Here is a 20452-nt window from a genome sequence, read left to right as displayed (position 1 = left end):
CGGTGGCCACCGGCCAAGACGCTAAATCGCTTCCATCGCACAAATCATGCCCGTGCAGATACAAGGGGTTGTCTCCGCGGGCGACGGTGCTCGCGGGGAGAGACCCCTCACCCAAATGAGTTCGTTGCTGGCGCCGGAGCAGCCCTCTCCCACAAGGGGCGAGGGCGCATCAACGGGCACCGGGAAAGCGTTGTCCCGTACACTCTCTCCACTATCGTCATTGCGAGCGCAGCGAAGCAATCCATGCCTGCACGAGCGGCGAGATGGATTGCTTCGCTGCGCTCGCGATGACGGGGAGAGTTTCTGATTCAATTTTTAAACAGCGTGAGGATGTAAGTCCGCGTTCTCGCGGCGAGTTACGCCCGAGCTTTGCATCTCGTTTCGCCCTCCTCGATATCAGAGGGCGCAGGGAAAGCCGGGTGCTGGTTGCACCCGTGGGTCCCGTGCAACAAAAAGCACGGGGGTAGGACCACAGGTCAACCGAAGCATTCCGGCTTTCCCTGCGCGATGGTGTTACGGCTTACTTCGCGCTCTCCCCGGTGACCGGGCTTTCTTGCCACCGTCGCCTCAAGCGCGAACTTGTTCGCGCGAAAAACTTAGCGCCAGCGTCGGGGCGCCAGGACCACACGACTTCGCCGTCCGCACTGCGCATGCTCGTCAGTCACACGCATTGCGTCCACCGCATCTCACCGCAACGTTCGTGACGATCGCGAGCCGCCCCTCATTCGCGCTGAGACGCGCGGAGTTAAATCACTGATTTGCCCGACGGCGAAAGCGGAATGTTTTTCGCGCGAGGAGTGGACGAGGCAAATCACTTTGGAATCGCTGGCGAATTATTCGCCTCCGTCATTCCGGGGCGATGCGAAGCATCGAGCCCGGAATCCATTTCACTGCTCGCGCCTGCGGCTCGATGGATTCCGTGCTCGTCCTTCGGACGCCCCGGAATGACGGTGGTGATTGGTAGCGGGAATGGATTCCGGGCTCGCGCTCACGCGCGCCCCGGAATGACGGAGAGGGTCGAGCGCGTCTCGCGATGTGTTGCGCTCACGCCGGACCGTTCGGCACGTCGGAGAAGCGTGTCAGCCACGCCACCGGGCCGATGCTGGCGGCGATGATGAGCAGGGCTGCGAGTGCGCCTTCCTCGAAACTGCCGCGGCTGGCGAATTGGTAGATCGAGGTTGAGAGCGTCTCGACATTCAGCGGCCGCAGCAGCAGCGTTGCGGGCAGCTCCTTCAGGCAATCGACGAAGACGATGATGGCGGCGCCGAACAGTGCGGGCTTCAACAGCGGCAGGTGGATCCAGTGCAGGATCGTTGCCTGTCCGGCGCCGACGGCACGCGCGCTCTCGTCATAGTCGCGTGGGATCTGCTCGAAGCCGGCCTTGAGCAAGCCGGTCGGCACCGCCAGGAAGCGGATCGCGTAGGCCATCACCACGGCTGAGCCCGAGCCCATCAGGATCAATCCCGGCAGCGATTGCCCAGTCCACGCGGCGAGCGCGTTCAGCCCATTGTCGACGGCAAGCACCGGCGCGAGCAGGCCGAGCGCGATCACGAGGCCGGGCAGCGCGTAGCCGGCCTGCGAGATGTTCATCGCGACATGCTGCAACGGACTTGGCCGCCAGCGATGGGCGATGATGGTGGAGAACCCGAGCAGCAGCGCCAGCAGCGTGGCCAGGCTGGCAAACGCGACCGAGTGGAACGCGTGGCGCCATAGCGACGCGTCGAAATTGGCGAGCAGCCCGCGCTTGATGCTTTGATGCATAAGATAGAGTAGCGGCACGACAAAGCCGATCAGCACCGGCAGCAGGCATGCTGCGAACACCGACCAGGCTTTGGCGCCCACCAGTGGTGTTCGCGGCATCAGCCGTGGGCTTTCGGCGGCGAGCTCGGCATTGGTGTTGCGGCGGCCGTAGCGTTCCATGATGACCAGGCCGGCGACAATGGCGAGCATCAGGCAGGCGAGCTGCGAAGCGCCGGCGAGGCTGCCGCGGTTGAGCCAGGTCGTGAAGATCGAGACCGTCAGCGTGCGGATGCCGAGATATTCGCTGGCACCGATATCGTTCAATGTCTCCAGCGATACCAGCGCTACGCCGACCGCAAGTGCCGGCCGCGCCATCGGCAGCGACACGCGCCAGAACACGGTCCATTTGCCGGCGCCGAGGGTTTTTGCGGCCTCGGCGAATTCGGCGGTTTGAAACTGGAACATCGCCCGCGCCGACAGATAGACGTAGGGGTAGAGCACCAGCCCGATCACGACAATCGCGCCGGGCAGGGAGCGGAGATTAGGCAGCCAGCCGACAGCGTCACGCAGCGGCAGCCAGATCGCGAGCGTGCGATGGACGAGGCCGAGCGGCTCGAACAAATCGGCGTAGACGTAAGCGGCGAGATAGGTCGGGACCGCCAGCGGCAGCGGCATCAGCCACAGCAGCGTGCGGCGGCCGCGGAAATCATAGCGCGAGATCAGCCACGCGGTGCCGGCACCGAGCAGAAGCGTCAGCGCACCGACACCGGCGAGCAGGAGCGCGGTGTCGAGCAGCGCCGCCGGCAGCACATAGTTGATCAGGTCGTGCCACACTTCCGGCGCCGGCTGCATGGCAAGCGACACGATCGAGATGACGGGAGCCGCGACCAGGACCGCCGTCATCACCGCGATTGCCGCGGCGATCCGGCCGGCGTAGACGCGTCGCGTCCCGCGAGTGGGCGCTCTCTTTTTTCGGGCGGCGTGAATCGCAGCAGCACCCTCGCCCCGGCCCTCTCCAGCGGGCAGGAGAGGGGGCGAAGCGGAGAGGTCAGTTGTCAAAGCCGACCTTGTCCACCAGCGTTGCCGCCGCCTTGCGGCTTGCGGCGATCTTCGAGATCGGCAGGCTGTCGGCATTCAGTGTGCCGTAGCCCGCAATGGTGGGATTGACGGCGACGCCGGCACGAACTGGATATTCGTAGTTCTGGTCGGCATACATCTGCTGCGCCGGTTCGCCGGCGAGCCATTCGATCAGCTTCACGGCGTTGGCCTTGTTGGGCGCGTGCTTGGCGAGCAGCACGCCGGAAAGGTTGACGTGGGTGCCGCCGCCCTCGAAGGTCGGCAGCACGACGCGGGTCGCCTCCGCCCACGGCTTCTTGTCGGGATCGTTGTTCATCATCAGCGCCCAGTAATAGGTGTTGCCGATGCCGATGTCGCATTTGCCAGCGGCGACGTCCCGCGCGGCTTCGCGATCGCCGCCCGACGGCTTCTGGGCGAGATTGGCCTTGACGCCACGCAGCCATTCCTCGGCCTTGGCCTCGCCGTGCTTGGCCACGTAGGCCGCGAACAGCGCGTTGTTGTAGATGTGCTGGCCGGAGCGGATGCAGATCTTGCCTTTCCACTTGGGGTCGGCGAGCTCCTCATAGGTGATCTTGTCCTGCTTGACGCGATCCTTGGAAGCGTAGATCACGCGTGCGCGCATGGAAATGCCGGCCCAATGCCCGTCCGGATCGCGATATTGCGCCGGGACGATCTTCTCGACCACCTCCGACTTGATCGGCTGGGTCACGCCGGCCTGCACGGCTTCGTCGATGCGGCCGATATCGACCGTGAGCAGCACATCGGCCGGGCTGTTGGCGCCCTCCGCCTTGATGCGCTGCTCAAGTCCCGAACTCGCCGAGACGACATTGACCTTGATGCCGGTGTCCTTGGTGAAGGCATCGAACAGCGGCTGGATCAGCTTGGTCTCGCGATAGGTGTAAACGTTGACTTCGCTATTGTCGGCTGATGCGGTCGAGACGGCGGGCAAAGTCAGGCACAGCACCGCCGCTGACGCGGCGAGGACGCGAAAGTTGATCATGAGGCTGCTCCGGCAGGATGTCACGCGGTACCGGAGTGCCTAGCGCAGGCGACGCCAAGATGTCCGCGACCCGATGTCGCGAACGGGATGATTTAGAGTGATTCCAGCGTAACGACTTAGAGCGATTCCAAATTTGGATTCCACGACTCTGCGGAGTGTCGTCGGGGCCGGGCATTTTCCTCCAGGCCTTGTTGTTCGGCTTGTTCGTCAGAACGCGGGATGGCAGTATCGCCCCCTCATGAGCAAAATCGGACAGGACCATGCCGCTCGTCCGGATCTGGGTCTATGACGGCATCCTGGCCTCCGGCGTGGCGGGGGCGATCGACGTCTTCACCGCGGCCAATGCGGTATGGGCAGAACGGCCTCACCATCGCGGGGCAAGAGCGCCGCTGCTGCAATGGCGGGTCGAGTCGCTGGACGGCAAGCCGGTCGAGACCGCTTCGGGCCAGGTCATCGACGTCGACGGGCCGATCAGCGCACGTGCCGCCGCGGATGCGGTGGTCGTGCCGGGACCCTTCGTTGTCAACATTGAGCGCTTCTTCGAAAGAATCGACATTGTCGAACCGCTGCTTGCTGCGCTGCGCCGCCAGCACGCGCGCGGGGCGCTGCTCGCCTCCTACTGTACCGGCAGTTTCATTCTCGCCGAGGCCGGCCTGCTCGACGGTGGCGTTGCCACGACGCATTGGGCGAAGGCGAAGGCATTCGCCAAACGTTACCCCGAAGTGGACCTCCGGGTCTCGGAAATCCTGACCGAGCAGAACCGCATCGTCTGTTCCGCCGCGGTGACGACGTCGCTCAATCTGGCGCTTCGCCTGGTTGAGAAATTTGCTGGCCTCGAAGTGGCGGCCGAAACCGGCAAGTTGATGCTGATCGAGTCAAACCGCGTCTCGCAGACCTCCTACGCCAGCATGCCGAGCGCGCCGCAGCATTCGGACGCGCTGGTGGCACGGGCGCAACGCTGGATGGAAAAGTCACTACAACATGGGTTCAGCCTCGCCGAACTCGCGCAGCATCTTGCGGTCAGCGAGCGCACGCTCAATCGCCGCTTCAAGCTCGCGACCGGCGAGGCGCCGCTCCAGTACCTGCAAGCGCTGCGCGTCGATGTGGCAAAGCGGCTGCTCGAAACCAAAGGCTTGAGCGTCGATGCGGTCAGCGCCCGTGTCGGCTACAACGATCTCTCCACCTTCCGCCGCCTATTCAGACGCGAAACCGGGCTTTCACCTCGCGAATATCAACGCCGTTTCGCGCGCCGCAACGCCCGCGCTGTGCCGGCTGCATAGCCGCGCCTGTCCGAATTTCCTCGAAAGATGGCGATACTGCCACTGTCGGCAGAACCGCTCAGCACCTAGACCTCGGCTTGCGAACGAGCACAGGAGGTCTTTATGCCGATGATCGACGTGACCATTCCCGAAGGGGCATTGAACAGCGAAGCCGAAGCGCGGCTGATCAAGGAACTGGGCGATATCCTGATCGGACACGAAGGATTCGATCCTGCCAATGAGGTCGCCCAAAGCGTGACGGTCGTGTTTCTGCATCGGCCGGCCGCCGTCTACGTCGCGGGCCAACGCTCGGCGTCGCCGCGTTACCGCATCGTCCCGACGGTGCCGGAAGGGCAGTACACCGAAGCTTCGCGCAAGGCCTTGGTGAAAGACATCACCGACGCTATCGTGCGCGCGGACGGCGGTACGTTCGAAGACGTCGCGCCGCGCGTCTGGGTATTTCCGACCGAGGTGCCGGACGGCCAATGGGGCAGCCGCGGCGCGATCCGTCCGTTGCCGGACATCCAGGCCTTCATCGCCGGCGAGCATGAGCGAAAGGTCGGCGAGGAGCGATTGGCACGACGGCGCCGCGTGAAGGCGCTCGAACTCTTGGCCGGCGCGCTCGATGCCGCGCGCAAGGGGATCGATTGATGCGTCGTCCTGCGGCGTCCCCCGAAGTGCCGACAATTTGGGCAGCGCGCCCAGCTAATGCGTTTCCCCTCGGGGAAGTCTGCGCCTAGTCTTCCTTCCGGGAGGTGGGGTTCGGATGCGGGCGATCCTGGATTATTGCGGCGCGGCAGTTCGGCGGCAGGTGCCGTCCGGCGCGCTCATCATCCATGAGGGCGGCAAGACCGGGCATCTGTTCGTGCTGATCGAAGGGCGGCTGGAAGTGATCAAGGGCGATGCCGTGGTCGCGGTGCTCGCTGAGCCCGGCGCCGTGCTCGGTGAGATGAGTGTGCTGCTCGATCAGCCGCACACCGCAACGGTGCGCGCTGCATCCGACTCGCTGGTCTATGAATTCGATGATGCGGCGGCCTTCCTGCGCGAGCAGCCGGAAGTGGCGCTGCTGCTGGCCCGGCTGCTCGCACAACGGCTCAACGTCGCCACCACCTATCTCGCCGATCTCATGCACCAATATGCCGACCATGGCACGCATCTGGCGATGGTCGGCGAGATCCTGCAGAGCATGATCAACCTGCCGCCGATGCAGGTCGCGCCAGGATCGGATCGGCAATCAGACCCAAGGATGTGAGCCAGGGCGGCGGGTTCTCGATCCGCGCGGCCGGCTGCAGCGATGCGTTGAGATCGATGGTCTGCTCCTCGCCCGGCGCCAGCCAGAACGCGCTGCCTTGGTCGATATCAAGTACGATATAAGTCGGCGGACGACCGGGGAGGCGGCCGGTGTTGAACACCCAGGTCGCGCCTAATCGGTCGAACCACGAGCCATCAGGAATGAACGGCGACTGGTGCACATGGCCTGATATCACCATCGACGGCTGATGGCGCTCGATCCATTGCACCAGCTCGACATCGCCGAAGAAGCGCTTGCCGCCCCAGCTCGTCGGCGAGTTTGCGGGCGGCGCGTGATGCACCCAGATCCAATTCGCGGGCCGGTTGACGGCGGCGTTACGAAGTTGCGCGTCGAGCCGCTCCTTCACCTTTGGGCCGTCCCACCACGGGCACACCGTGAACAGCGTATCGCCGATGGTCAGATTGTCGCCGTCGCCGGCGATCCCGAGTTCCCTGGCGTCAGAGACCCAGCGCGCGATCTTCTCGCCGTCCGGATTGCGTTCGTCGAGATCGTGATTGCCGGAGCAGAGGATGACGCGGGTGCGCGCTGCGAGCAGTGAAAGATACTTCTTCACCACGACGATCTGGGCGCGGAAATCGACGATCGATGAGATGTCGAGCGCATCGCCGGCAAAGACCACCAGATCGAATTGCGGCGCGGCCGCGAGCAGCCAGTCGAACTGCGGCAATGAATAATGCAGATCGGCAACGACCAGGCAGCGCATGGGACCTCGATCAGGATCGATGAGGTGAAATCAAATTGCTCAGGAATTGGGCGCGTCAGGCGCCGATGCATTCACGTCGGGAAAATCGAGCAATAATTGTGCCGTGTCGCATCCCGCGAACGCGACACATCCCCGCAGCGCCGTGGCCCGGGTGGACCGCAGCGTAACCCAGGGCCGCCTCGCGAACGCGGATGCACCTGTCCCGGGTTGCGCTGGGCTTCACCCGGGCTACGGGATCGTGCTCACGCCCGCGCGGTGGCGTGGGGGAACGCCACTTCGATCAGGGTGCCGGAGCGGCCCCCGGTCTTGATGTGGAATCTGGCGCGGTTGGCTTCGACCAATGCCTTCGTCAGCGACAGGCTGACGGCGGAGCCTTCGGTGGTCTGGTCCGACGGCGCCGGCGTGCGGAACGGCTCGAGGGCCGCGGCGACCTCATTGTCGTTGAGGCTCTGTCCGGTGTCGCGGACGCGCAGCATCACCTCGCCGAAATCGGACAACGCAGTCGAGACGATGACCTGGCCGCCGGCATTGGCGAGGTGGATCGAGTTGCCGATCAAATTGAGCGTGATCTGGCGCAGCGCGCGCGCATCCGCCAAGACCGGCGGCAGCATATGCGCCAGCGAGGTGCGGATGATGATGCGCTCGCGGTTGGCCTGCGGCTGCATCACCGCGACGCAGCTTTCGACCATTTCATTCAGATTCTGGTCGGTGAGGGCGAGATCGAGCTTGCCGGTCTCGATCCGCGACAGGTCGAGCAGATCGTTGATGATCGCCAGCACGTGCTCGCCGGAGGCGCGGATGTCCTTCATGTATTCGAGATAGCGCTCGTTGCCGAGCGAGCCGAAACGCTCGCCGATCATCACTTCGGCAAAGCCGATGATGGCATTCAGCGGCGTGCGCACTTCGTGGCTGATCCGCGCCAGCATGTCGGCCTTCGCGATCGCCGCGCGCTCGGCGAGGCGCTTGGCCTCGCGGAGTTCGCTCTCGCTCTTCTTGGCCTGCGACAGATCGCGGAACACCGCAAAGAAGTTCGGCCCGTCGGCGCGGGTGCGGCCCATGGTGATCGACAGCGGCACGAGGCCGCCCTGGCGCACGCGCCCGAGCCCCTCGCGGCCGTGGTCGAGCAGGCTTGCGACGCCTTCGCCCTTGATGCTCTCGAGATAGTCGAGCATGACGCGCTGGCTTTCGGGCGCAAAGAGATCGGCGAGGTTGCGCTGCACGAGCTCGTCGCCGTCATAGCCGAACAGCGCCTCGGCGCTGCGGTTGCAGGAATTGATGTTGCCCTCGGCATCGAACATCACGACGCCCTCGGCCGCGGTGTCGAGGATGGCGCCGAGCTCCTCGGCATCGGCCAGTCCTGTCCCCGGAGCTACGTCAGGCGGAAGCCGCTCCGCCGCCATCGCCGCTGCGATGGCCGCGCCCTCGTCGTGCCGCTCGGCGAAGATCAAAGCGAGCGCGGAATCGCCGTCCCAGGAGATCGTGTGAAGGTGCGCCTCCGCGCTTCCATGGCCGGCATCGCCATGCGGCGGGGCTGCTGCGATCCGCACCGGCGTGCCGCTGTCGGAGGTGCTGCTCGCGGCCGAAACGCCGGGCTCGACATACAGCGCATCCAGTCCGCCGGCATCCTCCAGCGCGCGCACGCTCTCATATCCCATCCGCTTAAGGAAGGCGGGATTGGCATAGAGCAGGCGATCGAGCCGGTAGATCAAGACACCGGTCGGCATGAGGTCGAGCAGCGCGCGGTCGCGCCTGGCTTCGCCGCGCGGCGCCGGCTCGGGCTCGCTCAGCCATTCCGGCGCAACAGTCGCCGGCGCAGCAGCAGCGGGCTGCTCCGCGCTTGGCGGCTCGAAGGCTGGTTCGTGCGCTTCCACGGGCGGTGGCGGTGCTTCGGCGACCAGCTCTTCGGTGGCCGATGGCGTCGACGCTTCGGCGATCTGGCTTTCGAGCCGCGCCGATAATTGCCGCGCCAGTTCGTTGAAGGCGTTGTTCTCGACCGGCGTCAGCGACGGCGGCTTCGGTTCGCCGGGCGGACGGAATGGCAGCACGTTGCCGGGCGCCTCGACCGGCGTTTCCGTTGAGATGTCCTTGGGCGTATCCAAAGTCGTTTCCAAATCGCTCTGTTGTAAAATCTCGGACGCTTTCGGCTCGGGCACTTCCGCACTGGTTGCAGATGCCGCAGTGGGCTCTGTCGGCGGCGCCGCGCCGGATGAGACCTCGGGCCGCGGCGCTTCTCGCACTTCCAATGGCTCAGGCTCGGCCGGAATTGTGTCGGCGGACAGGGACTGGGCCGGCGGTCCACTGAAAAATTCGTAGCGGCGCAGCGCCTCCAGCCGCGCCAGACCGTCGAAATCGCGGCAGACGCCAAAGCCGCGATAGCCGGCGAAATTGCGCGCGCGGTCGAAGATCGGCAGGCCCGACAATTCGATCCTTAGCCGGCCGCCGCCATCGACCGGCCAGTTCAGCGTGATGCCGCTCCAGGTATCCTCAGTGGCAAAGGCCTTCATCACCCGGCCTTCGGGATCGAGGCCGAACCTGTCGGCGATGTCGCTCCACAGCCGGCCGAAGCCGGCCGCCGCCTGCACGCCGATCAGCCGGGTGAACTCGTCCGAGCCGAGCGAGAAGCGGCCTTCGCGGTCCATCTGCCACATGAAGCGCAGCGGGTAGCGGCGCGTATTTGGCAGCGGCTCGTCATGCCATGACGGCGTCTTTTCGGACGCGCCGGCCGGCGTGCGTCCATCCGGCGTCGTGTAGGACAAGGGCGTTGCGACCGGCACCGACGGCTCGTCGGCGACCGGCTCGATAAAGGGCGAGGGCTCGGCTTCCTCGGGTTCCGTATCCAGCGCATCGAACAGCGCGAATTCGGCGGGCGCTTCCCCTGACAGCGCGGGCTGCTCGTAAAATGGTTGCCTGGCCGCCGGGCCGGTCGCGGTTTCCGGCGGAGAGGGCGCGGCCTCGGTCTCTGCGACCGCGGGCATCATCAGCGCGATGAGGCCGACATCCGCGCCGCTGCCGACGCGCTGCAGCACCATGTGGCCGATGCGGAAGGAGGTTTCGACCCGGCCCCGCCGGAGCGCGTCTTCGCGCGCGGCATCAAGGCCGGCCTCGGTGAGATTGCGGAAGCCGAGCAGCGCCCGGGCGGCGTCGCTGGCGCCGACGAACATGCCGTCGCGCGCGAACGCGGCCATCGGCACATCGACACCCCGGACCAGGCGTGCGAGCCTTTCGAGCAGCGGCATCGTGCGATTGATCGCGCCGCTGGCGGCGGCGATCAAGACGGCATGCCGGCCGTCGGCGAATTCGAGCCGCGAGCAGGCGCAAGTGGCGAGCATGCCAGGCGGCGCGCCGAAGCCGCGCAGCCGCTCGAGCCGCACCGCGCCATTTTGCGGCAGGCGGCCGGCGAGCTGCGCGATCTGCCGCCGATGCTGGTCGGCCGGCCCGAATACCTTCCCCAAAAGCGCCGCGCCATTCCCGGCGCCGAACGATTGCGCGCCGACCGGATTGGCCCACAACACCCGCTTGCCGTCGATCGACCACAGCCATGTGGGCAGGGGGCTCGTTGCATGCACGGCCAGCCGCGGATCGCCGAGGCCCTGCAACTGGAATTCCGCACTATTCATCGCGACAACTTGACCGCACGGTTTCGCTTCTCGCTCGCCGATGGCTGAAAGAAATCGGCGGCCAAACGATGACAGCCTTAACAGACCGTTAGTATCGCAAGTGCGACGCGGCAGGTCCACGGCCTCGCCAAACTACCCACGATCCAAAGCCGCGATAACGTTAACTCGCCCGAACGATCAAGCCCGGTTTGGCGTTGTACCTTGCAAACCTGCGTCAAAAGTTCACGATGGCAAAAAAAGCTTACGTCATTCGGGCGAGGTCTTTTGACGGTAGGCTGATGCGACCGAACGGGAGGAAAGGGCCAAAAAGGCCTGGCAGAGAACAAGGAGTGGACCATGAGCAACGATGCGCGGGACCGTTTCGAGATTCCGAAGGACGTACGATCGATGGCGGAGGCGAGCTTCGAGCAGGCTCGCAAGACCTTCGAGAAGTTTCTGGCCAGCGCACAGGAGACTGCGGGCTCGCTGGAGGAGCGCAGCGCCACGGTTCGCGCCGGCGCCAAGGACATTTCAAGCAAGGCGCTCACTTACGCCGAAAACAACGTCAAGGCGTCGCTGGACTATGCGGAATCCCTCGTGAAGGCCAAGGACGTCAGCGAAGTGATGCGGCTGCACAGCGAATATGTGCAGGCCCAGATGCGCACGCTGGCGCAGCAGGCGAGCGAAATGGGCCAGATCGTCGGCCGCGCCGCGATGGACGCGATCAAGCCGAAATCATGAGATCTAGGGCTTCGGTTCTGATTGAATCAGAGCCGAAGCCCTAGAACCTTGTTTTGACGCGTTTTCTTCACGCGAACCGGTGTCCACTTCGCTCGAAAACGCTCTCAGCGCGGCAATACCGCCCGGTCGGAAACCCCTAGGCTGACAAATGCGGCATCGCATTGATTTAACGTTGCGTTGCACAAAATTGACATGATAAAGAGCTTTACTTGTCCTGCCCAGGGACAGGGCATTCCGTGAACTAGGAACTAGGCAGCGTGATCCAATTCGACCGTTCTCGGTCCTTGCGGGCCGCGGCGTTCGCAATGGGGTCACCGGACTTTACCCCGTTGTGAAGGATGCATGCGATGACCAGTTCGACTGACCCGTTTTCCGCTTCTATCATTCCGTTCGAAGTTCCCGAGCAGATGCGCGCGTTCGCCGAAAAGGGCGTTTCGCAGGCGCGCGACAACTACGCCAAGTTCAAGGACGCCGCCGAGGCCCATAACGGCACCATCGAGGCGGTGTTCACCACCGCCAGCAAGGGCGCGAGCGAATATACCGCCAAGCTGATGGAGTTCGTGAAGGCCAACACCACCTCGGCGCTCGATTTCGCCCAGGAACTGCTCGGCGCCAAGACGCCCTCCGAGGCGCTGGAACTGTGGACCGCGCAGACCCGCAAGACCTTCGAGACCTTCGGCGCCCAAGCCAAGGAGCTGACCGAGCTCAGCCAGAAGGTCGCCAGCGAGACCGCCGAGCCGATCAAGGCCAGCGCCTCGAAATATTACAAGCCCGCCGCCTGACCCTGGCAAAATCACAGAAAGGCCCGGGCAACCGAGCCCGGGCCTTTTGTTTTGAAGAGGCCGCAATGGTCTGTAGCCCGGATGGAGCGAAAGCGTAATCCGGGACCGGCGTTTGGCTCGGAGAGACCCGGATTGCGCTGCGCTTCATCCGGGCTACGGGGTATTCGGAAGTTGGAAAGTCCCGCGTTCGGCCTTGCCAAAGCGGGGCGTTGCACCTAGTTTCCGGCCCATTCGCGAGGCCCCTTTGCGCGGCCTCGTCCGAGGATGCAGTTGTAGCTCAGTTGGTTAGAGCGCCTGTCTGTGGAACAGGAGGTCGGTGGTTCGAGCCCACCCAACTGTACCAGCCAAATCAACTGCTTAAGCCGAAATCGCTGCATCCTAAAAATCGCTTAGCGAAGGCACTCTTTTCTTCGAGTAGGTGACAAAAAGCCGCGCCATCAGAGTGACGGCGCGGCTCAGGTTTTTGCCGCTCAGAGCTATCGCACGAAGTGAAGTTCTGCGTATCGCGTCATCTCGTCGGACATTCGCAGGTAGTGGAGATGAAACCAGCTTGCGAAGACCTCCGAGATCAGCAGATTGCGCTGAGGATCATTGTTCACTCGTGAGGTGAGGACGGTGAAGCAGTGGCTCTTCCCAAAACTCTCATCCTCTTCAACGGCGACGATGCTGCGAAGCAGCCTTAAGCATCGCGAGTTCGGATCTAGCGTATAAGGACCGTTGCCGAATTGAGTATGGGCAACCAGAATTCATACTCTCCGGCGTTGAACGAGCGTCCATCGGCTTTCTGGCTTCTCTGAGCTTCCCCAAGATATGGTTGCGGTTGAAGCCGCGTTGCCATTCGAAATGCGTCGTCATGTTCCTCAGGCCCAGGCTGCACGAAAGAGCGATCTGATCGTTCCTTATTAGCCGTCAGCTCCTTATCCCCTTGCAATCGAGCTCCATTTCTTGCCCCCAGCGAGGCACTCCGTCTATAAACGTAAGGTTGATGGAATGCTGGGGAGTACATTGGTGATGGGGCAAGGGGAAGATCGGTTCTACGTCTGCATCTATTTAGAAGACGGCGAACCGATAGGACACAGGGGAGGGCTGAACAAGGAGTTCCCGCCCAAACTCAAGACCAAGAAAGAAGATTTTGACGACGACTCTGTACCGAAGGTCAAGCGGTCAGGGATGGACGAAATCTGTAAGCAGTTTATCGAGGTCATGATGGGTTACCTCGAATATGTGCCCATCATACTCCAATTGGCACCACTTCTGTCTCACCAGATGGTACAGCGCGCTCTGACGTCCTTTTTGGAGAAGAACTGCAATTCCTGTGAGCGCGAGGAAACCCGTATCATCTACGAGCTTTCACTCCAGAGGTTCGCTGCCATCCGGAGATTTGAAGAAAACATGTTGGCTGCTGCATCGACCAGCCGCACTTTGCCGCGGTTGCTAACGGTCGGTCTAGTTGCCTCACTTGAGTACAGTCTCAATCTTGTAATGAAGGAGATCGCAGCGAGATATCCCGAAAGAATTTTTGGCGAAGATAGAAAGCTGTCTGTGCGAGAGGTTCTTCAGTTTCAGTCGATTGAGGAGGTGCGCGAAACGGTTATCAATGATGAGATTGACAAGGCGCAGAGAGACAATTTCGAAAGTCAGGTAGATTGGATACTTGGCAAATCAAAGTTGGACCCCATTTTCGACAAGTATCCAGACTGGCCAAAGATCATTGAGCTATTTGAGCGTCGTAACCTCTTTGTTCACGCGAACGGCATCGTTAATGAGCACTATCTAAAGGCGCGCGCCAAATACAAATTCACGAGCCAAAAGGAGCCTAGACTCGGGGACGAACTCCATTCCGGCCCGAAATACTACACAGCTTCGGTACATCATGTCATCCATTTTGGCGCGATGCTGCTACAGGTCGTGTGGCGCAAGATCGCACCTGACGAGACTAAGTTGTCGGACAAGTCGATTGGGGACCTGGGATATGAGCTGATCGCAAGAGGGCAATATAAACTTGCCATCCGCATTTTGGAGTTTGCGAAGGAGCTCCGCAATGTATCGGACGACCAAAGGCGCCGAATGAACGTCGTCAATCTCGCTAATGCCTATAAGCTCTCTGGGGACGAAAAGACATCGTTTCGGGTATTAGAGTCGTTGGACTGGTCAGCGGTGTCCCCTGAGTTCAAGGTGAGCGTCGCAGCGATCAAGGGCAATGTTGATGATGTGGTCCTGCTCATGAAGAAAATAGGCGTCTCGGGTGACTTTCCTTCGGAGAACTACGAACAATGGCCAGTCTTCTATGGAGTAAGAGATGATCCAAAGTTCGTCGAGTGCTTTAGAAGCATATTTGGCGTTGAGTATGTTCCTGCCGCTAGGAAACAAGCTGGCATCGCTCAAGTCTTAGCATGGGCAGAAGAGCAGGATATTTCTCCAGATGAAGACGAAAGTCCAAAGATCGTCGAGAGCAATGTAAAGCTACAGCCGCCGCAAGGTGAGGAATGAGCCGTAGCGCCTCTACGAGCGCTTGTTCCGATGCTGGCGCGCAGCCCGAGATCATCAAATTTTTCGGCGACAACAAATTTCACGGCGAAGTCGCGCGAATGTTCCGCGTCGATGCGCGGCGCGCCGCGTGTGCTCTCCACATATTGAGCGGCTGATGCCTTGAGATCAGAAGCCAGCACGCCGGCGCGCTATACTTTTACGCGCTCGCGATGGAGAGCGGCGATGCGCCTCCTGATGCGGACACAGCCGCCGATATTGTCTCTCCCTTCTGCAGCGGAGTCCGCGCCATTTACTACAATGTTGGCGACCCATTTTGGGGTGAAAAGCTGATCGAAAGGTAGCATCTCTTACCAATCCCGAGGAGGCCGTGTTCAAGTGCGCGCTGGCCTCGAAATGATACTCAACTTTCGCGCGTCTCATTCGAGTAAGACCAACGCGGTCCCGGCCATCCCAAGTGCACGCGCGGCTCCGGTGGATAAGTCTATGCAGCGTCGCTTTATGAAGGGACCACGGTCGTTGATCCGAACGGTGACGCTTCGACCGGTTGAGTGTGAGGTGACTGTGACCTGAGAGCCGAATGGCCTGGTACGATGCGCTGCGGTCATTGCGTTTGGGTTCATCCGCTCGCCTGACGCAGTTCGGCTGCCGCTGTAGCCATAGCGAGAGGCAACACAAGTTTCGGCAAATGCCGATGCAGATAAACAAGTGACCGCCAAGGCGGTGCATATTGGGCGGATCATCGTCTCTCCTTCCAGGATCCTGCCCGATTTGCCAACCTTTCCGTAGCCTCTAGGTTCCCTCCTGCCGACGCGCTCGGGTGGGATAGACGATGCTTCCTCACTTTCCGGAATCGGTCCCGCTGAATGAGGCAACGCGATTTAGGAGCTCTCCTGCCTTGAACAGCAAAGCACGTTCTTCCCTCGTCAGGCATTGCTCGATCGCGTCCGCGAGCCACTGCTCACGGCGGGTGATATTCTTATGAAGCACTTCTCGGCCGGTTCGGCTCAAGCGGACTCTCACCTTACGACGGTCCTCGGCGTCGGGCATCCGGATGATCAGTCCCTCCGCGTTGAGCTCCCGAAGCGCGGCGGCAAGGTTCGACGATCGCATATTCTCGGATTCGCCGAGTATGGTTGGCGTGGCGGCGTCCCCGGCCCGCTCAATGGCCCCGAGCAACTGCAGCCGTACCCAGGAGCGGTCGTCAGCATGTGCTTCGCGGCGCAGCCGGCGCGAGAGATTCATGAACTGGTTGCGAAACGTCGTGACTTGGCGAGGAGGAGTTCGGCTTTTCATATAGCTATAATAGTATAGCTATCTTCAGTGTCACAAGGCTGCGATTGCGCCGTGTCTGACGCCGGACTGGAACGATTCCGTGCCGCCCTGCATCTAACATCTAACTACTTCGACAGCCGCAGATTTCGTGTGAGGGCGGGCTCACACGCGCACGGCATCGTGATGGTAGTGGCCACTTTAATATAGCTATTTCAATATAGATATTATCCGTGAAATAGGTGGCGCGCTTCGCGCTCGAGCTGTCAGCCCGGCTCGTCCCAAGCATCAGCGCGAGCAGCCGCATGGGAGATCAACATGGCCAAGAAAACGATCAGTGAAATGCTGCGAGCGCGAGAGTTCATTGCCGCACCGGGCGTTTTCGATCTGGTTTCGGCAAAAATCGCGGCGCAGACGAATGCGAAGGCGCTGTACATGACGGGCTTCGGCACCGTCGCATCCTATCTGGGATATCCGGACGCCGGCCTTGCGACCTATACCGACATGCTCGACCGGGCGACCGCAATCGCTCAGGCCGTGGATAAGCCAGTCATTGCAGATGGTGATACCGGCTATGGTGGTCTGCTGAACGTGCATCATACCGTGCGCGGTTACGAGAAAGCCGGCGTGGCGATGATCCAGATCGAGGATCAGCAGATTCCAAAGAAGTGCGGGCACACGCCCAATCGTCACATCATCTCGACCGAGGAGATGGTGAACAAGATCAAGGTGGCGTGCGATGCGCGTTCCTCGAACGAATTCCTGATCCTGGCGCGAACGGACGCAAGAACGGCGGTATCGCTGGACGAGGCAATACGTCGCGCGGTCGCATATTCCGAGGCCGGTGCGGACGCGATCTTCATCGAGGCACCGGAATCCGTGGACGAGATGAAGAAGATCGGTGCCTCAGTCGACGCGCCGCTGGTCTCGAACCAACTGCACGGCGGAAAAACGCCGATACTTCCTCAAAAGCAGCTTGAGGAGATCGGCTTCCGTGCTGCCATTTACCCCACCGCGGGACTGTTTGCGGCCGCAAAAGCGCTTCAAAGCGTCTATGAGGCTCACGCCGAGGGAAGGTTGGTCGAGACTCCGATGTGGGCCTTCCAGGACTTCGTGAAGATGATCGGCTTCCAGAAAATCTGGGATTTCGAAGAGAAATACGCAGATCTGCTGGCAGTGGAGAACGCGTCGGCGCGCGGCTGAGCGGTCACGGGCGGGAGGCATCGGGTAGCGGAGCAGGGGCCGTCCGCCATCATGCGACCCTAGCCGGCTTCCAACTCTTGGTTGATTAATAGATGCAACACACCGATGTATGGTAAGTTCACGGTTGGGGCGGTATGGTGTTCCGCCTCAACTGCTGGAGTTCGGTCATGCACTTCGGAATCAAGGGGCCGCTCGCCGGCGTCGCTCTCGCGGTTGGACTCTCCTCGCCAGTCATGGCCGATAATGTCAAAGAGCTAAGAGCCGCTGACACGAAATTCGCCTATGTCGAGGCCGGCAAGGGCGATCCGATCGTTCTCGTGCATGGCGGGCTTCAGGATTATCGTTTCTGGAACGGGCACCTTCCGGTGCTTTCAAGAAACCATCGCGTGATTGCCTATAGCCGGCGGAACCATTTTCCCAACGCAACGAGCAAGGATGGCCTGCCTGATGCCGCGGCCGACGTTCACGGCGAGGATCTGGCAGCCATCCTCGCTGAGCTCGGCATAAAACGCGCGCACATCGTCGCGCACTCTGCCGGTGCACACGCCGCGCTGTTCTTCGCATCCAATCATCCCGAGATGGTGATAACCCTGGTCGTCAACGAACCGGCGGCCGCGGGGTTGCTCGCCGGGATGCCCGGGAGCGCAGAGCTACTGAAAGAGTGGGGCGCTCGATTCGCGTCCACACAGGAAGCGTTCCGAAAGGGCGATATCGACGCAGGGCTGCGCCTCTTTGCGGAAGCGGTTGGCGGACCCGGCACCTACGACCGACGATCAGATGCCGATCGGAAAATGATGTCCGACAATGCGGCGTCGGCCGTTGCGGACGCAATAAGTTCCCGCCCACGTCCGGTGTTCACCTGTGAAATGGCAAAGCGCATTTCGGCGCCAACGCTTCTGATGAATGGTGAGCGGAGCCCCGAGTTCTTTCATCGCATCGTGGACCAGTTGGAGAAGTGCCTTCCCGAGCGAAGGCGCATAACGATTCCCGACGCCTCTCACACCGTTCCCGGCGAAAACGCTCCTGCCTTTGATGAGGCCGTCATCGCCTTCGTAACAAGTCACTAGCTACTAACGAGATTGATGATTGAGAAAGGCGCGGGCAGCCTGCTGTAGGCCGCGTCTGCCCCCCAGTCAGGCGGGCTCCAGGCATGCCGGTTTGGCAACCAACGTAGGAACGTAGGCAGCGTTCCTGCGTTGGCACCGGACGGAGAAACGCGATGGACCCGGTTACGCGGTGTTTGCATTGCGGCAGGAGATTGGTCCCGGTCCTAAGCGCGAACGGGAGAACAGAACTCAAGTGTGTTTGGTGCGACAAGGTGGACCCGATGAAGACCGAGCCGGTGAAACGGGATGACAGACCGTCGACCGAAAGGCTCAATTCTCACTCCTTGAGAGCCCCTTAAACCAGCCTGCGCGGAGCGAGCCGTCTGATGTGACGCTCCGATGCTCCGCGACATCAATCACTGAACTCGAACTAGTCCCAGGAGAGGTCGACTCCCGCTTCCTGTAGCGCCGATCATACTTGTCCTGATGGTGGCGCAGCACTCCGCGTGTGTCGGGCGCAACTGAAATTCATTCGCGTCTGAGAGCCGCGATTGAAGTTGCAAGCCTGCCGTCGCCTCGGTACAGCACGTGGCCCACCACTCAACACGATCCGAGCGATGAACAAGCCACTGAACGTTGCGATAGGAAGCATTCTCATCAGCGTTTTGGTGCTCGGTTTGAAATACCTGGCGTATTGGCTGACCGGGTCCATTGCGCTCTACTCCGACGCGCTCGAAAGCATCGTCAACGTTGTAACGGCCGTTGTTGCACTATGGGCGGTCCGCATCTCGGCAAAGCCCGCCGACGCCAATCATCCGTTCGGGCATCACAAGATCGAATACTTCAGTGCGGTGTTGGAAGGCGTGATGATCATCATCGCTGCACTCCTGATCGTGCGCGAGGCGTATGACGGCTTCCTGCACCCGAGAAAACTGGCTGTTGTGCCGGAGGGGCTGCTCGTGAACGGGCTCGCCAGCATCGTCAACGCCACCTGGGCCTGGGTGTTGATCGTCCGGGGACGGCGCATGCGCTCGCCGGCGCTCGTTGCGGACGGCCGACATCTCCTGACCGATGTCATCTCATCCGTCGGCATACTGGTCGGACTTGCGCTCGCGTTCGTCATGAAATGGGAGTTTCTCGATCCTGCACTTGCCCTGATCGTCGCTGCGACAATCCTGTGGTCCGGCTGGGGCGTCCTCAAGGAGTCCGCCGGAGGCCTGCTGGATGAAGCGGTGCCCGAGGCAACGTTGAACGCGATTCGACGGACGATTGCCGACCATGCGGCCGGCGCGCTGGAAGCTCACGATGTTCGCACGCGCCACGCGGGGCGTGTCACGTTCATTGAGTTCCACCTCGTCGTTCCCGGGCGGATGACGGTGTCGGAGGCGCACCAGATATGCGACCGTCTCGAAGCGGCATTGCGGGCGGAGGATGAGGACAGGCGGATCACCATTCATGTGGAACCGGAAGAGAAGGCCAAACACTCTGGCATCGTCGTCGTCTGACATCGGCTTGTCGCTTGAGCGTGTCCTCATCGAAGTCGGGACGTGAGATGATCCCTAAGCAAGTGAACGAGTCTGCATAAACTCGCCATGCGATGAAGCTTTTGCGCAACACCCGAGCCCGATACAAACGCCGGATCGCTGGGGAGAATTTCTTCAGCGTTATCAGCAGCTAAGTCCATCCGCTACAATCCCGGCACCTGTATCACTCCATCAAGCCATCATCCTTCCTTGTTCTGGCCATCTTGCTGCTGACGCCGTGCCGCGCTTCGGCTGTGATGTTCCCGTCACCTTGGCTTGCCAATCCAATAGCCTTCATCGACTATTTCCGCAGATCGATGACGAGGGGAACAATGACGATTGTCGGCTCCACTTATTACAGGTTCGGTTTGCTGTTGACTGCGACGGTGATCGTCGCGATGTGGCCACGCCCCGGCGCCGCCTATACACCCGAGCAGCAGCAGGCTTGCTCGCCCGATGCGATGCGACTCTGCAGCGCGTTCATTCCGGACGTCGACATGATCACGGCCTGCATGGCCCGCAACAAGGCGCAGCTCTCGCCGCCGTGCCGCGTGTTCTTCAGTTCCGACTCGGAGGAACGACGGGAGCGCAGGCGTCGCGCAAGGTCCGCGGATTAAGGTGCGACATCGCGAACCGCGGAGCAACGCGAGTCGGACGAGCACTGGTTCAAGTCCTGCACGCGCGACAGACTGACGCCTTGCGGCGTTTTCG

General features: G+C 61.7%; 16 protein-coding genes and 1 tRNA gene. 11 read left to right on the top strand and 6 right to left on the bottom strand.

The window, feature by feature from the left end; all coding sequences use genetic code 11:
- Positions 1-1044: 1044 nt before the first annotated feature.
- Both OZ411_RS37640 and OZ411_RS37635 read right to left on the bottom strand, forming a co-directional pair.
- The gene (locus OZ411_RS37640; RefSeq protein WP_282531976.1) at positions 1045-2643 is read right to left on the bottom strand and encodes an iron ABC transporter permease; all 1599 of its coding nucleotides are present in this window, start codon (positions 2641-2643) and stop codon (positions 1045-1047) included.
- 145 nt (positions 2644-2788) lie between these two features.
- Positions 2789-3817, bottom strand: coding sequence for a Fe(3+) ABC transporter substrate-binding protein (locus OZ411_RS37635; protein WP_282531975.1), 1029 nt, complete (start codon positions 3815-3817; stop codon positions 2789-2791).
- A 260-nt stretch (positions 3818-4077) separates the two neighbouring features.
- On the opposite strand from OZ411_RS37635, the gene OZ411_RS37630 reads away from it, so the two are divergent.
- The 3 genes from OZ411_RS37630 (at position 4078) to OZ411_RS37620 (ending at position 6328) form a co-directional block, all read left to right on the top strand.
- The gene (locus OZ411_RS37630) at positions 4078-5097 is read left to right on the top strand and encodes a helix-turn-helix domain-containing protein (protein ID WP_282531974.1); all 1020 of its coding nucleotides are present in this window, start codon (positions 4078-4080) and stop codon (positions 5095-5097) included.
- A 102-nt stretch (positions 5098-5199) separates the two neighbouring features.
- Entirely contained in the window at positions 5200-5727 is a 528-nt protein-coding gene (locus OZ411_RS37625) for a Tautomerase enzyme (RefSeq protein ID WP_282531973.1), read from the top strand.
- A 115-nt stretch (positions 5728-5842) separates the two neighbouring features.
- Positions 5843-6328, top strand: a complete 486-nt coding sequence (locus OZ411_RS37620) for a cyclic nucleotide-binding domain-containing protein (protein WP_282531972.1) — start codon at positions 5843-5845, stop codon at positions 6326-6328.
- Here the strand turns inward: OZ411_RS37620 and OZ411_RS37615 are convergent.
- Positions 6267-7091, bottom strand: a complete 825-nt coding sequence (locus tag OZ411_RS37615) for a metallophosphoesterase (protein ID WP_130583092.1) — start codon at positions 7089-7091, stop codon at positions 6267-6269. The two genes, OZ411_RS37620 and OZ411_RS37615, sit on opposite strands and share 62 nt — an antisense overlap.
- A gap of 242 nt (positions 7092-7333) precedes the next feature.
- A complete protein-coding gene (locus tag OZ411_RS37610) occupies positions 7334-10708 on the bottom strand; it encodes a PAS domain-containing protein (RefSeq protein WP_282531971.1) in 3375 nt (1124 codons plus the stop codon).
- 336 nt (positions 10709-11044) lie between these two features.
- Between OZ411_RS37610 and OZ411_RS37605 the strand changes: the two genes are divergently transcribed.
- The 4 genes from OZ411_RS37605 to OZ411_RS37590 all read left to right on the top strand — a co-directional run bounded on the left by OZ411_RS37605 (position 11045) and on the right by OZ411_RS37590 (position 14700).
- Positions 11045-11428, top strand: coding sequence for a phasin family protein (locus OZ411_RS37605; RefSeq protein WP_130581234.1), 384 nt, complete (start codon positions 11045-11047; stop codon positions 11426-11428).
- Between the two features lie 347 nt (positions 11429-11775).
- Positions 11776-12210, top strand: coding sequence for a phasin (locus tag OZ411_RS37600; RefSeq protein ID WP_130581235.1), 435 nt, complete (start codon positions 11776-11778; stop codon positions 12208-12210).
- Between the two features lie 266 nt (positions 12211-12476).
- Positions 12477-12553 (top strand) — tRNA-His (locus OZ411_RS37595).
- 647 nt (positions 12554-13200) lie between these two features.
- Complete coding sequence (locus OZ411_RS37590) at positions 13201-14700, top strand: hypothetical protein (protein ID WP_282531970.1); 1500 nt, start codon at positions 13201-13203, stop codon at positions 14698-14700.
- A 416-nt stretch (positions 14701-15116) separates the two neighbouring features.
- Here the strand turns inward: OZ411_RS37590 and OZ411_RS37585 are convergent, their stop codons facing one another.
- Positions 15117-15440, bottom strand: coding sequence for a septal ring lytic transglycosylase RlpA family protein (locus OZ411_RS37585; RefSeq protein ID WP_282531969.1), 324 nt, complete (start codon positions 15438-15440; stop codon positions 15117-15119).
- A gap of 97 nt (positions 15441-15537) precedes the next feature.
- Positions 15538-15942, bottom strand: coding sequence for a MarR family transcriptional regulator (locus OZ411_RS37580; protein ID WP_282531968.1), 405 nt, complete (start codon positions 15940-15942; stop codon positions 15538-15540).
- Positions 15943-16287: 345 nt separating this feature from the next.
- Here OZ411_RS37580 and OZ411_RS37575 point away from each other — a divergent pair, with 345 nt between their 5' ends.
- The 4 genes from OZ411_RS37575 to OZ411_RS37560 all read left to right on the top strand — a co-directional run bounded on the left by OZ411_RS37575 (position 16288) and on the right by OZ411_RS37560 (position 20358).
- Positions 16288-17172 carry an isocitrate lyase/PEP mutase family protein gene (locus tag OZ411_RS37575; RefSeq protein WP_282531967.1) on the top strand — a complete coding sequence of 295 codons (885 nt, stop codon included), beginning with the start codon at positions 16288-16290 and terminating at the stop codon, positions 17170-17172.
- Positions 17173-17306: 134 nt separating this feature from the next.
- Positions 17307-18239: an alpha/beta hydrolase gene (locus OZ411_RS37570; RefSeq protein ID WP_282531966.1), complete on the top strand. Its 933-nt coding sequence runs from the start codon at positions 17307-17309 to the stop codon at positions 18237-18239.
- A 596-nt stretch (positions 18240-18835) separates the two neighbouring features.
- Positions 18836-19723 (top strand): cation diffusion facilitator family transporter, encoded by an 888-nt coding sequence (locus tag OZ411_RS37565; protein WP_282531980.1) that lies wholly within the window; start codon positions 18836-18838, stop codon positions 19721-19723.
- A gap of 416 nt (positions 19724-20139) precedes the next feature.
- Entirely contained in the window at positions 20140-20358 is a 219-nt protein-coding gene (locus OZ411_RS37560) for a hypothetical protein (RefSeq protein WP_282531979.1), read from the top strand.
- Positions 20359-20452: the final 94 nt, after the last annotated feature.

This window comes from Bradyrhizobium sp. Arg237L (assembly GCF_029990105.1).
Classification (GTDB): Bacteria; Pseudomonadota; Alphaproteobacteria; order Rhizobiales; family Xanthobacteraceae; genus Bradyrhizobium.
The sequence above is the reverse complement of the archived record's forward strand: the minus strand, read 5'-3'. Positions and strand labels throughout refer to the sequence as shown.

Bases quoted from the DNA above. Each gene is read 5' to 3' on its own strand.
- OZ411_RS37640 (WP_282531976.1), bottom strand. From the start codon at position 2,643: ATGACGGCGGTCCTGGTCGCGGCTCCCGTCATCTCGATCGTGTCGCTT.
- OZ411_RS37635 (WP_282531975.1), bottom strand. From the start codon at position 3,817: ATGATCAACTTTCGCGTCCTCGCCGCGTCAGCGGCGGTGCTGTGCCTG.
- OZ411_RS37630 (WP_282531974.1), top strand. From the start codon at position 4,078: ATGCCGCTCGTCCGGATCTGGGTCTATGACGGCATCCTGGCCTCCGGC.
- OZ411_RS37625 (WP_282531973.1), top strand. From the start codon at position 5,200: ATGCCGATGATCGACGTGACCATTCCCGAAGGGGCATTGAACAGCGAA.
- OZ411_RS37620 (WP_282531972.1), top strand. From the start codon at position 5,843: ATGCGGGCGATCCTGGATTATTGCGGCGCGGCAGTTCGGCGGCAGGTG.
- OZ411_RS37615 (WP_130583092.1), bottom strand. From the start codon at position 7,091: ATGCGCTGCCTGGTCGTTGCCGATCTGCATTATTCATTGCCGCAGTTC.
- OZ411_RS37610 (WP_282531971.1), bottom strand. From the start codon at position 10,708: ATGAATAGTGCGGAATTCCAGTTGCAGGGCCTCGGCGATCCGCGGCTG.
- OZ411_RS37605 (WP_130581234.1), top strand. From the start codon at position 11,045: ATGAGCAACGATGCGCGGGACCGTTTCGAGATTCCGAAGGACGTACGA.
- OZ411_RS37600 (WP_130581235.1), top strand. From the start codon at position 11,776: ATGACCAGTTCGACTGACCCGTTTTCCGCTTCTATCATTCCGTTCGAA.
- OZ411_RS37590 (WP_282531970.1), top strand. From the start codon at position 13,201: ATGCTGGGGAGTACATTGGTGATGGGGCAAGGGGAAGATCGGTTCTAC.
- OZ411_RS37585 (WP_282531969.1), bottom strand. From the start codon at position 15,440: ATGATCCGCCCAATATGCACCGCCTTGGCGGTCACTTGTTTATCTGCA.
- OZ411_RS37580 (WP_282531968.1), bottom strand. From the start codon at position 15,942: ATGAATCTCTCGCGCCGGCTGCGCCGCGAAGCACATGCTGACGACCGC.
- OZ411_RS37575 (WP_282531967.1), top strand. From the start codon at position 16,288: ATGGCCAAGAAAACGATCAGTGAAATGCTGCGAGCGCGAGAGTTCATT.
- OZ411_RS37570 (WP_282531966.1), top strand. From the start codon at position 17,307: ATGGTGTTCCGCCTCAACTGCTGGAGTTCGGTCATGCACTTCGGAATC.
- OZ411_RS37565 (WP_282531980.1), top strand. From the start codon at position 18,836: ATGAACAAGCCACTGAACGTTGCGATAGGAAGCATTCTCATCAGCGTT.
- OZ411_RS37560 (WP_282531979.1), top strand. From the start codon at position 20,140: ATGTGGCCACGCCCCGGCGCCGCCTATACACCCGAGCAGCAGCAGGCT.